12 protein-coding genes are annotated in these 12,681 nt (G+C 41.2%); 4 read left to right on the top strand and 8 right to left on the bottom strand.

What is annotated here, in order from left to right:
• The first annotated feature begins 6 nt into the window (after window positions 1-6).
• The 4 genes from EO132_RS14230 to EO132_RS14215 are packed head-to-tail and all read left to right on the top strand — an operon-like array spanning window position 7 to window position 4,140.
• Window positions 7-657: a phosphoribosylanthranilate isomerase gene (locus EO132_RS14230; RefSeq protein ID WP_127138501.1), complete on the top strand. Its 651-nt coding sequence runs from the start codon at window positions 7-9 to the stop codon at window positions 655-657.
• 12 nt (window positions 658-669) lie between these two features.
• Window positions 670-1,854 carry a tryptophan synthase subunit beta gene (gene trpB, locus EO132_RS14225; protein ID WP_127138500.1) on the top strand — a complete coding sequence of 395 codons (1,185 nt, stop codon included), beginning with the start codon at window positions 670-672 and terminating at the stop codon, window positions 1,852-1,854.
• On the top strand, window positions 1,851-2,612 hold the full coding sequence (gene trpA, locus EO132_RS14220) for a tryptophan synthase subunit alpha (protein WP_127138499.1): 762 nt from the start codon (window positions 1,851-1,853) through the stop codon (window positions 2,610-2,612). Before trpB ends, trpA begins: the two co-directional genes overlap by 4 nt.
• A gap of 31 nt (window positions 2,613-2,643) precedes the next feature.
• Entirely contained in the window at window positions 2,644-4,140 is a 1,497-nt protein-coding gene (locus EO132_RS14215) for a M20/M25/M40 family metallo-hydrolase (RefSeq protein ID WP_127138498.1), read from the top strand.
• A 50-nt stretch (window positions 4,141-4,190) separates the two neighbouring features.
• On the opposite strand, the gene EO132_RS14210 is transcribed toward EO132_RS14215, so the two are convergent.
• From EO132_RS14210 to yaaA, 8 genes are all read right to left on the bottom strand, one after another.
• Window positions 4,191-4,364 (bottom strand): hypothetical protein, encoded by a 174-nt coding sequence (locus tag EO132_RS14210; protein WP_235856469.1) that lies wholly within the window; start codon window positions 4,362-4,364, stop codon window positions 4,191-4,193.
• A 161-nt stretch (window positions 4,365-4,525) separates the two neighbouring features.
• Entirely contained in the window at window positions 4,526-5,497 is a 972-nt protein-coding gene (locus EO132_RS14205; protein ID WP_127138496.1) for a hypothetical protein, read from the bottom strand.
• Window positions 5,498-5,576: 79 nt separating this feature from the next.
• On the bottom strand, window positions 5,577-6,080 hold the full coding sequence (locus tag EO132_RS14200; protein WP_127138495.1) for a hypothetical protein: 504 nt from the start codon (window positions 6,078-6,080) through the stop codon (window positions 5,577-5,579).
• Window positions 6,077-6,487, bottom strand: a complete 411-nt coding sequence (locus EO132_RS14195) for a thiol-disulfide oxidoreductase DCC family protein (protein ID WP_205780371.1) — start codon at window positions 6,485-6,487, stop codon at window positions 6,077-6,079. The genes EO132_RS14200 and EO132_RS14195 overlap by 4 nt, the downstream gene beginning before the upstream one ends.
• Before the next feature lie 112 nt (window positions 6,488-6,599).
• The gene (locus EO132_RS14190) at window positions 6,600-7,310 is read right to left on the bottom strand and encodes a uracil-DNA glycosylase family protein (protein ID WP_127138494.1); all 711 of its coding nucleotides are present in this window, start codon (window positions 7,308-7,310) and stop codon (window positions 6,600-6,602) included.
• A gap of 9 nt (window positions 7,311-7,319) precedes the next feature.
• Entirely contained in the window at window positions 7,320-9,059 is a 1,740-nt protein-coding gene (locus tag EO132_RS14185; protein ID WP_164732351.1) for a RagB/SusD family nutrient uptake outer membrane protein, read from the bottom strand.
• Window positions 9,060-9,145: 86 nt separating this feature from the next.
• Window positions 9,146-11,692 carry a phosphoenolpyruvate carboxylase gene (locus EO132_RS14180; protein ID WP_127138492.1) on the bottom strand — a complete coding sequence of 849 codons (2,547 nt, stop codon included), beginning with the start codon at window positions 11,690-11,692 and terminating at the stop codon, window positions 9,146-9,148.
• Between the two features lie 176 nt (window positions 11,693-11,868).
• A complete protein-coding gene (yaaA, locus tag EO132_RS14175; RefSeq protein WP_127138491.1) occupies window positions 11,869-12,630 on the bottom strand; it encodes a peroxide stress protein YaaA in 762 nt (253 codons plus the stop codon).
• Window positions 12,631-12,681 lie beyond the last annotated feature (51 nt).

Here is a 12,681-nt window from a genome sequence, read left to right as displayed (position 1 = left end):
AATACTATGAAACTAAAGATTTGTGGCATGAACCATAACCCAGAGGAAGTAGCAACATTGCAACCCGATTATTTGGGTTTTATCTTTTGGGAACCTTCTTCCCGCTATTTTTCGGGAGAAATGGCTGCAGTGCCTAGTTCCATTAAAAAAATAGGGGTTTTTGTGGATGCACCTTTGGAAGAAGTTTTGGAAAAAGTAGCCCACTATCAATTGGATGCGGTACAACTGCACGGAAAGGAAAGTGCTGATTATTGCCATGAACTAAAAGAAAGGTTTCTGTCATTTCGAGCACAGTCGAGAAATCTAGAATCCATCAAAGTATTCTCCATCAAAGATGATTTTGATTTTGATGTATTGAAAGAATATGAAGAAGTGTGCGATTATTTTCTGTTTGACACCAAAGGAAAACTCCCTGGAGGCAATGGGTATACGTTTGACTGGTCGGTGCTGGAAAAATACACATCCAATAAACCCTATTTCTTGAGCGGAGGTATTGGGTTGGATTCCACAGAAAAATTACAGGAGTTTTTAAACAGCACCGCTTCCGAAAATTGTTTTGCGATTGATGTGAACAGTAAATTTGAGACGGCCCCAGGCCTAAAAAACATAGATGACCTAAAAGTATTTATCGAATCGCTGAAGAGCGTTCGCAACTAAAAAATAAAACCAATGAAAAGCTATCATGCTGATGAACGGGGATACTACGGCGAGTTTGGGGGAGCTTTTATCCCAGAGATGCTATACCCCAATTGCGAGGAGCTTAGACAGAACTACCTCAGCATCATGGAAGAACCTTCGTTCAAGGAAGAGTTTCATCAATTATTGAAGGACTATGTTGGTAGACCCACACCGCTTTATTTTGCAAAGCGCCTATCCGAAAGGTACAACACGAAAATCTACCTGAAACGGGAAGACCTATGCCATACGGGCGCCCACAAGGTCAACAATACCATTGGCCAAATACTAATGGCCAAAAAATTGGGCAAGAACAGAATCATTGCAGAAACAGGCGCGGGTCAACATGGCGTTGCAACGGCGACCGTTTGCGCTTTGATGGGGATTCAATGCGTGGTGTACATGGGCGAAATCGATATTGCCCGCCAAGCACCGAACGTGGCCCGAATGAAAATGTTGGGAGCCGAAGTAAGACCGGCTACATCGGGCAGCAAGACCTTAAAAGATGCCACCAATGAAGCAATTCGTGACTGGATCAACAATCCAGTGGACACCCATTACATTATTGGTTCCGTTGTAGGACCACATCCCTACCCCGATATGGTGGCGCGTTTCCAATCGGTAATCTCGGAGGAAATCAAAAATCAACTCCAAGAAAAGGAAGGAAGGGAAAACCCGGATTATGTGGTAGCCTGCGTAGGTGGAGGCAGTAATGCTGCCGGGGCCTATTATCATTATTTGGATGTTCCCGAAGTAGGTATCATTGCTGTTGAGGCCGCTGGAAAAGGAATTGATTCCGGGGAGAGTGCCGCAACATCGGCCTTGGGGAAAGTAGGCATCATTCACGGGAGCAAAACCCTTTTGATGCAAACACAAGACGGACAGATAACAGAACCCTACTCCATTTCGGCAGGATTGGATTATCCTGGGGTGGGACCGATGCACGCCCACTTGTACGCTTCGGGTCGTGGAGAGTTTATTTCCATTACCGATGATGATGCCATGAAGGCAGGCTTGGAGCTATGTAAGTTGGAAGGTATCATTCCAGCTATTGAATCATCGCATGCGCTGGCCATTTTTGAGGACAGAAAGTTCGGTCCCGATGATGTTGTCGTGGTAAACCTATCCGGGCGTGGTGACAAAGATTTACAGAACTATATTGATTATTTCAAATTATGAACAGAATCAAACAAAAACTACAGGAGGACAAAAAAATCCTTTCCATATATTTCTCTGCAGGTTACCCCAATTTGGACGATACGGTAAAAATCATCCACGATTTGGAAACGAGCGGTGTAGACCTTATCGAAATAGGGTTGCCGTTCAGTGACCCATTGGCGGACGGACCCACCATTCAAGAAAGCTCTACAGCGGCCCTTAAAAATGGCATGAACACGGCACTGCTCTTTGAACAACTAAAGGATATTCGCAAAACGGTTTCCATTCCACTTATTTTGATGGGTTATTTTAATCCTGTGCTCCAATATGGGGTTGAGGAATTTTGTGCGCAATGTGAAGAAATCGGAATCGATGGTCTCATACTTCCAGATTTACCTTTAGATGTCTATAAAGAGGAATACGAGGATATTTTTAAAAAACATGGATTGATCAATGTCTTTCTGATTACTCCACAGACTAGTGATGAACGCATTAAAGCTATTGATGATGCTTCCGAAGGGTTTATTTATATGGTAAGCTCAGCGAGTACAACAGGGGCCAAACAAGGATTCGGTAGCGAGCAATCAGAGTATTTTAACCGTATCGCCAACATGGAGTTGAACAACCCTCAAATTGTTGGGTTCGGCATCAGCAATGCGGAAACTTTTGAGCAAGCCACACAAAAAGCCAAGGGGGCCATCATCGGTTCGGCTTTCATCAAACACTTAACAGCAAATGGAGTGAATGCAATTGATGACTTTGTGAAGCAAATTCGTTAAATTTCAGTTTTAAATCAAGACCATCTGTTTCATGAAAAAAATGCTGTTCCTTGGTTCCCTATTCCTTGGTTTTTCCCTTTTTGCTCAAGATGACGTAGCTATAAAATCGCAAGTGGCCGATGCTATCAATGAAATTCGGGAATTCATTGCCATTCCCAACGATGCACTGGATACGGCCGATATTGACCGTAACATTATGTGGCTCAAGCGGAAATTTAGTGACAGGGGTTTCAACACTGCCGTTTTGGATACCGAAGGGCTTCCTTTGTTTTTTGCAGCCATACCCATGGTCGATGAAAAACCCACAGTACTTATTTATATGCATTTTGATGGGCAGTCCGTAGATCCATCCAAATGGAATCAATCCAATCCCTATCAGGTGGTATTGAAAGCTCCGAAAGATGACGGATTTGAAACGATTTCCTTTGACGAAATGGACGATGACATCAATTATGATTGGCGTTTGTTCGGTCGTTCCACTTCGGATGACAAATCGCCCATCGTGATGCTCTTGAACGCCATGGACCTTTTGAAAAAGGATGGCAAGGAACTCCCGTTCAACATCAAGGTTATTTTGGACAGTGAAGAGGAAAAGGGCAGCACCCCCCTACCTGCCGCAGTAAAACAATATCGTGAGCTCTTGGAGTCCGACTTTTTGATGATTGTGGACGGACCTGTACATGCTTCGGAAAACCCCACGGTTGTTTATGGTTGCCGTGGCATCACTACGTTGACCTTAACGACGTACGGCCCTATCAAACCGCAACATAGTGGACATTATGGCAATTATGCACCAAATCCAGGTTTCCAGTTGGCACAATTGCTATCAACCATGAAGGATTCCGATGGTAAAGTGACGATTCCTGGCTATTATGATGGTGTTTCCATTGATGAGAAAACTGATTCCATTCTGAAAAGCGTACCCGATAACGACGAGGCTATTGCAGAGAGGCTTCAGTTCAAGACAGCTGAAAAAGTGGGTGGTTTTTACCAAGAGGCCCTACAATATCCCTCCCTCAATATCCGCGGGTTGGGTTCTGGGTGGATTGGAGAGAAAGCAAGAACCATTGTTCCGGAAAGTGCCACGGCAGAACTGGATTTGAGATTGGTCGTGGAAAGCGATGGCAACCGCCTGAAACAATTGGTCAAAGATCATATTACCAAGCAGGGATACAAAGTATTGGACCATGTGCCATCCAAAGAGGAGCGTATGCAATTTGACAAAATCGTAACCGTGGAAGAAGGCAGTGTTATCGATGCTTTCCGAACCGACTTGGATAATGCGTACGGTAAGTTTATCGTGAAAACCTTAAATCAGAGCTTTGGGAAAGAAGTAATTCAAATCCGTACCATGGGCGGCACCGTACCTATTTCCCCTTTTATCAACGAATTGAAAATTCCAGCCTTTATCGTTCCCGTGGTAAATCCGGACAACAACCAGCATAGCCCCAACGAAAATGTAAAAATCGGTCAGTTGGCTTATGGGATAAAAGCTTTTTATGGGATCCTATCTTCTGAAATGAATTAAAAAAGCCTCGAAAATCGGGGCTTTTTTTTTGGAGTTATGCTGAGCAACAATCAGTTTTTATTGCCATTTTTCTTTTGTTGTCCAGGTGCGTAGGCTTTGGCACTTTTATCACCTGTGATCTTTTTTACTTGCCCAGGAGCTGTAGCACTGTTACCAGCACTTCTATGTACGGAACACGACCCGAACATTAGAACAGCAAATACAACTCCCACAATTTTACTCATCAATCCCATAATTCAAAATTTTTCATTTATCAATCTATTTATATACGCAGCTAGTGCAGAAATAGATTAAATAATATTCCGTTAATAGACTGTAATTGTTTGAATTTAACGTTCTGAAAAAAATGAATGGAATTATGAAAGGTGCCTACAATTACCACCGACTACCGATTTTGTGTTCTATACAGCAACTTTACCTTGCGCTGTTTAAGTCCTTGATAAATTGAGGCACCGTCTGAAAATACAGATCGCCAATCAATCAAAAGAACACATATAACCCTATAATAAGAAAAACTCAACCCCATTGTGAAGCCAATTACACTATGCATTGCTATTACCGATATGAGGTAGATATTTCTTAATCTGGGATTAATAAACACAATAAAACCGCATAATTCCAATAAAACTGTAAGAATTGAAATTATACTCATCAGGTATTCATTTGTCCCTAACCAAGTATTGAAAACCCTATGCGCTGGAGAAGTTCGGTAATTTCCATAGGTATGGGAATATAATCCAAACGGACCTTTCCACTCAAAATCCTCTTCCCCTATACTTCTACCCAATAAAATTTGCTTTTTACCCTCTTCATAATCCAACATTTTGTCTTGAATGTAAAAACTCAAAGTTGAACCATCCAACCATTCGACCCCACCATACCTCAACTTGGATACTCCAGCAGTAAAATAAGTAAACACCAAAACTAGCAAAATAAGGTTAGTGCTCATTTTTATAATCTTTTGGTCGGTACCTCCAAAATATCTCTTTTTAAATATTCTGTTTAAAATCAGCCCATCGATGGAATAAGACATTGTACCTGGTAAAAATGCAAGCATAAAAAACACTTGACTTGGCAATGAAAGGTTATGGTCAAATATCCCTACACCTTCCACCATACCATTAATCATAATCCCTGTAAGTGCCAATATGAATATGCTCAATCGCCCAAAAAGACCTATAACAGCTGTAACGGTACATATAATTATGAGATAATGGTAAAACTCAAAATTACTTTGACTTACCAACATTTCTTTGGGCAAAACACTATTTATCCAAGTTAAGGAGAGCTCATACGCTTCATTGTTCTTTACTCCGACCAAGAAGTTTAGTCGTTCCAAAGAATTTTTGGAAATCAATAAGGTTAAAAATATCCGCAGGGTAAATAAAGGGTTGCTCAAAAACTTAAGCCCCTGATTTAAAATTGCCTTCATAATCTTAATCCATTATTACTTTATATTCTTCGGTGTTACAATTATAAATCCCAAACGGCCTAAAATCACCAATTAAATTTCTTTCTCCATCAACCTGGGCAATTTTAACCTCAATGCTATCGAATCGAAGCTGATATTCTTCCCACAGAAATTTTTCAAAACTCTCGAAAAATAAATTGAGCCTTTCATTAAACCTTTCCTCATCCTCAATGACTCTACCTGAAAAAGGAGTAAAATACTCGGAAGAACCGTAGACTTTACTAAAAAAGTGCCTAATAAACCTCAACTCGGATTTACCGTAATAATCAACCAAATCGATTGTTTGTCCATCCTTATGACCCTCAAATTTTAAAAGGTACAATTTGGTTTCGGAATCGATATAATGCCCGAACATTGGAGCTTGTGTGTAAGGAAAACTCTCAATACCCAATGCCATAACAAAAAGGTTCGGAAGTAAAAATATGGCAGCTATGAAGAACATATAATTCTTCTTTGTAAAAATTTTCATCCTATAGAATCTATGAATCGGTTAGACATACTCTTCGATGGCAACCAGCAACTATTCTTCTTGCCCATCACTTTATAGCGGTTCTTTGCAATCAAATCATAAATGGCATTATTGAATTTTAGAGGCAGAAATGTGAATATCCTCAAAAAAGGCCATGGTGCTTTTAAATGCTGTACTATCTTAAAAAAAGCTTCACTTTTAATGAAAGCCCTATCATCTTTGATAAATACGATAGAATCAACTGTAGTCGAATCCACACCATACTTTTTTAGCAGTCCTTGGCCTTCTTCAGACTGCAGGGAAGCAAAGGAAATAGTGCTATCTCTCTCCCTTTTTATCACAAATTGCACAAATCCACTGCACAAATTGCAAACACCGTCAAATAACACAATGTTGTTAATGGTCAAAATTGAAATTTTCGGAAAAAGTAAGCTTATAAATAAATCGCTGATCAAATAATTCGTCCAATTACTTAAAAGTTAGCTAAGTCGTAGACGTTATCTTACACCAATAATTACCCTAAAACAAATCAGATGTAAAAAACTCCCTATACTGCATCACTCTAAAATCCAATGTATTGAATTCAGGGTTTTTACTTTTTAAGTCTTTATAAGCCTGAAGGCTTCCTACTGCTCGATTGGCAGCTCCCGAAGGGGCGGTCAGGGAAACGGTCTTTACCGTTCTCGACTGTTCTCGAATTGATATGTCGGAATCAAGTGGCAGTTCAAGATGATGGATTCGGGGAACCTCATCAGAAACAACTTTCAATTTCAAGGCGTGTTCCTTCAATTGTCTCCGGAAGAAATATTCCGGGCCATTTTTACTATTTCCCCCAGTGAACAACAATGTCTTGATATTCGGGTATTTTTTCAAGTAACCCACCAAATCGCGAAGGACTACATTTTGCATACCCAAATCGGAGGCATCCACTTTTTCCCGTTCGGCGCTTTCAACAATATCGCAGACCCCGATTTTATGTGCCATCAAAAAACGCTTGCGTTGCTCAACTGCCTCTTCCGTAGTCTCATATTTTAAACCCAAATCAAAGATTCTGTCAAGAATGGGCCAAAGCTGACCGTTGCAGCTCCCATAGCAGAAATCCACGTCTTGCGGCTTTAACTCACCAGTGGTAAATCGTGGTGGAGGCAAGGTTCCAACTATCAACTTAGTGGCCTTGGGCAATAAAAAAGGTTCGTAAGGATGCGTATGCTTGAATGGTTGTTTGCTCAAAACTCCAATTTAGTATCCTTCATTTTGAACCGCATCCGGGTTCAGGCTCATTTCTGATTGTGGTATGGGCCAAATGTATTCATGACTTTGGAAATCCCTTGCCAACTCCGGGTAATTTTGATTGTAGTTCAACATCTCGGTTTCCAGAGCAATCATTCTAATGAGATCATCTTTAAATTGTCCTTCAAAACAAAACTCCAAACGTCTTTCCTTTAAAATAAGATTGGAAAACTCTTCTTGGGTCAACCCACTTTGAACATCATGCTCGAAATCGCCAAAAGCCCTTCTTCTTATCAGGTTCAACGCATTATAAGCTTTAGTTGTGGGACCGTTCAACTCATTTTCGGCCTCAGCTATCATTAGATGTACATCGGCTATTCGCAAGTAAGGATAATCAAAAGATTCTTGATTCATGACACTGGGTTCCTCCATTTCTTTACCAAACTTGTAAGGACGCCAATTCTCCGTTAGGCTTTCATCTGTCAAACCTCCATTTTCATATGAAAATGTGGCTATATTTTGTTGAAATCTTGAATCATTGTTTTGCACAGGAAAAATTACAGGGTCGGAGGGTTCCATTCCTTCCTCAAAAAAGGAGTTTATAAAGTTGGGAACCAACAACAAACGGTCATTAAAAGAAATACCCCTAGGCCCCCATGGGACACTATAATTACCCGAGTCATCAAAGTCAATATTGAAAATAACCTCAGAATTCGAACTTTCATTCTCAATGGAAAAGACATCTGAGTAGTTTTCCTCTAAAGTAAAACTTCCAACTACCTTCTCCAATTCTTTTAAAGCAAGACCATATTTATCCGTTTGACGCATGGGAAAACCAGCCATGGTAAGGTAAACTTTACCGAGCAACGCTGTTGCCGCTTCTTTGGATGCCCGTTCTTTTGGTAAACCAGATGATAAATTCTGCTGTGCGAATATCAGGTCCTCTACTATTTGATCGAATACAAGTTCCCTTCCTTGTTCAAATGATGGCGGGTCATCAAAATTGACTTCGGCTGTAGTAACCAAAACAGGGTTCCCATAAAGTTTAACTAAGTTAAAGTACAATAGTGCTCGCAGGAAACGAAACTCGGATTCAAAGCGATCAAAATCCACTTCCCCTTCCGATGTTGAATCCATGTCCATTAACTCGCCCAAACCTATATTAGTAAGTCTAATTACCCTGTAATGCTCCGCCCATACTTCGTTGATCACATAATTACCAGACTGAAAATAGTAATTATCCAAATCGCCAAACCTACCCATCGAATCGGGGTTTATTCTGACCATACCTGTCCCAATATCCCCCCAATAATGGGAGTAGCCATTGGCATCAAACAAGAATTCTGTTTTCAATTGATTATATATGCTGTTCAAAAGAACATCAAAGTCGATTGGAGTTTCTGAAATAGGATCAGGCCCCATAATAGCTTCGACAACAGCTACTTGATTTTCCTGTACCCTTACGCCAACTGCTACGCTGACCTCAGAAAACGAAGGGGTCAGTATAACCTCATAATTTCCAATGGGCACATTGGTAAACACCGCTTTGCCCATCGCATCGGTCATTTTCTCATGAGTCCTAGGAATAGTGGAAACCGTAACATCAGGTATGGCCGTTCCGCTTTCGTAAACTGCCTTTACTTCCAAAGTACCCAATTGTTCTATTTCTTGTTCTTTGCTTTGATCATCGGAACAGGAAAGTGTAAACAATGTAAATACAATTGACAGATATAGCGCTATTCTCTTCACAGGAGGTATGGTTGTATTATTGGATAACCTAATAACTTGGCTTATATTGTTTCTTTGAGAACAAGTTCTAAAGAAACCTAAACCCATTACGCCGAGTTCCTACTTGCGTTGATGTTTCCGTAAAGCGAACGGGTCACAATCTTCTCATAAAGCTCTTTGTATTCAGAATTCTGTGTGATGTGGTACAGGGCGTTTTGCTGAATCACCAACAATGGCAATACAATCTTCTCCCTGATTTTGACGGATTCCCTGGACACGGCTTCGTCCTCCATCAATATTTTGAGACCCGATATCTGCAACAGCATCTTTTTGGATAACTGGAATTCATCATGTAATATGTTCCAGAAATCACCAAATTCAGGGTCATCCTTCATGTAGCTGGTCAAATCAAAATTGGATTTGGCCAAGGACATCATACTGTTCAGCATCAAAGCTTTAAAGAAAGGGACTTCCTTGTACAATTTTTTAACCTCGTTCAATCGTCCTTCCTCTTTCAACTGTTGAATGGCAGAGCCCAACCCAAAGTAACCGGGCACATTCTGTTTTAACTGGCTCCAAGAACCCACAAACGAAATCGCTCGTAGGTCGGACAAAGTCAACTGTTTCTTATTGCCCCGTTTTCCCGGCCTACTGCCTATGTTGGCTTTTGTATAATATTTTAGGGTACTCCTATTTTCCAAGTAAGGAATGAACTTCTCATGCTGTTTTAAAGCATCGTACTTTGCGAAACTAAGCTCGGAAAGTTCCTCAATCAATTTTCGCTGCGCGGACGAGATGGTCAATTCCTTCCCGAAAAGATTGTTGCTCAATCCCGCTGTAAGCATTTGCTCGGAATTATGGATAAACTGCTCCTTGGTACCATAAGTACTGGTAATGGTCTGCCCTTGAATGGTCAGTTGAATCTCGTGGTTGGCCACATCCTTGGTCTGGGCCGCATAGAATCTGTGGGTTTTACCCCCACCCCTTGCTGGCGGTCCTCCCCTACCATCGAAAAAGATGGCGGCAATCCCATTTTTCTTACAGACCTTGCTCAAGGTTTCCTTGGTCTTTAAGATTGACCAGTTGGCCTTGAGATAACCACCGTCCTTGGTACCGTCGGAGAAACCGAGCATTATGGTGTGAATATCCCTTCTTCGTTCTAGGTGCTGTCTATATTTTGGGATATCGAACAGGGTCTGCATTACTTCTTCGGAAGCATCCATACCTTTCATGGTCTCGAACAATGGAACAATATCAAAAGTGATGTCTTTCTCATCCCATCCGCACCATCTGAACAATCCGAAAACGAACAGTACAGAGAAGATATCCTCGGAGTTACTGATGATGTATCGGTTACATCCATCTTCCCCGTTCTTCTCTTGAATGGCTTTCAAGTTTTGGATATTGACAATGGTATCTTTTACTATATCATCATCAAAATCCTTTGGATTTAGTTTGAAGTTGTCCTCAAGCAACAACTTAACCAACTCTTTTTCTTTGATTTCATCCAGGCTTTCTTTGATGATTCCGTTCTTTTTCAAAACGGATTCCACTACCAAGGTATGCTTGCTGTGGTCTTGGCGGATATCCAAGGTGGCAAAATGTGTTTTGAATATGTGGACCTTATCAATGAACTGGTCCAACTCATCCAAATACAATTCGTGATAATATTCCACCAACTGTTCCCTTACGGCACTCAAATGACCTATGATTCCCTCATAGGAAATCGGCGCATTGGGGTCGAACATGGCATGGTACAGTTTGGTGCTCAACGCATTGATATCCTCCTGCATGCTCTTAAAGGTCAGTTTCTTTCGCAGGTCCTTCAATTCGTTGTAGTAGCACTTCATCAAGGTCAACCGTAACTCATCCGCGACTTGTTTGGTGATATCGGCGGTCACAAATGGGTTTCCATCACGGTCACCCCCTGGCCAGAACCCAAGTTTCATCAAGTTGTAGTTCTCAAACTTATCGTCTCGAATGTTGCTCTTTACATATTGGTACAGTTCTCCAACAGCATCATAATAGGTATTACGAAGAATATATATAATGTTCTTTGCCTCGTCCAATGGTGTCGGTTTCTTGGCATTGATCAAGGATGTCAGCCCCAATTGTTGGAGGGTCACGTCAATATCATGTATTCTATCCTCATCAATCAATGAGCGTAGCTCTGCAATGATATCCAATACCGCAGGGGTATAGAATTGCGTTGGGTGTGCCGTTAAAACAATGCGTGCACTAAAGGTGGAAAGCTTTTTGGAGACTTTGTCCCAATTTTTTGTTCGGTTTACCAGCTCAAAATAATCCTTGATAGTCAAGGAACTACTGTATTCCTGTAGCTTTGGAAATGCTGAATCCTCAACACTATCATAGAGTACCACTTGGCGCTCTACGTATTGTACTATCCTGAACATAAAGTCCAACCGTTCCCTTTCGTCTTGAATATCAACAAAGTTGGAGAAGAACACCTCCAATATCTCTTGGGGTTCCTTACCTGCCTTGAGTCCTTTCTCGCACTGGTCCAGCAAGAGGGGGATAAGAATCCCCACGTTTTCCACATTCTTATAGGGCAAGCTGAGGAAAAGGCTGTTATAGATGTTGAACTTATTGGTTACCGATTTTTTAAACTCTTCTAACCGTTTAGTTTGCTGCATGTATTTGTTTTAATGTTGGTGTTAAAAAAAAAGTCAAACACTCAAAGGTCGTGAATAATGTGTAACCTCTGGGTTAAATTTAAGCGTATCACAATTTAAGGCATGTGCACTCCTATCGTAACAACACGCCTTGTGGACTATAACTTAAAGATTACTTCGGATTTTACCAAAGTTTTTTATCGGATGAACACAGGCTCGTTTTTCTTTACCGTGTGCTCCTCGCTGAAAAGATATCCGTCGTAGTCAAAATTCTTGATATCCTCCAAGGTCTCCGCTCCGGAATCCAAGATATAACGGACCATAGATCCCCGTGCTTTTTTAGCATAAAAACTGATGACCTTCAACTTATCGTTCTTCCAGTCCTTGAAGACCGGGGCAACCACCGGGACCTTGAGATTTTTGTCGTCCACGGCGCTAAAGTATTCGTTGCTCGCCAAGTTCAAGAACAGTTCATCATCTTTTAGTTCGTTGTTCAGGGATTCTGTAATCAGGTCCTTCCAAAACCCGTACAGGTTCTTTTTACGGCCCACTTTAAGTTGCGTTCCCATTTCCAAACGATAGGGTTGCATCAGGTCCAAAGGCTTCAGTATCCCGTACAGACCCGACAAAATCCGTAAGCTATCCTGCAAGCGGTCCAATTTATCCTCTGGAATGGTATAGGCATCCAAACCTTGGTACACATCGCCGTTGAATGCGTAGATAGCCGGTCGTGCATTGTCCGAAGTAAAGGGAAGCTCAAATTTTTGGTTGCGCTCCCAATTCAGGTCCGCCAATTTATCAGAAATCGACATTAGCTCTGACAAAGCCTTGGGCTTTTTCTTTTTCAGTACGGAATTCAGTTTTTCCGCTTGGTCCAAAAATTGGGGTTGAGTATATTTTGAAGTGGGCAAAGCCGTATCATAATCGAGTGACTTTGCTGGAGATATCACAATTTTCATCTTACTTTGATTTTTGTAAAAATAACGAGGATTTTACTTTTTTGGAAGGGG

Origin of the sequence: Flagellimonas oceanensis (assembly GCF_003992595.1) — a bacterium.
In the GTDB taxonomy this organism is placed as follows: domain Bacteria; phylum Bacteroidota; class Bacteroidia; order Flavobacteriales; family Flavobacteriaceae; genus Flagellimonas; species Flagellimonas oceanensis.
The sequence above is the reverse complement of the archived record's forward strand: the minus strand, read 5'-3'. Positions and strand labels throughout refer to the sequence as shown.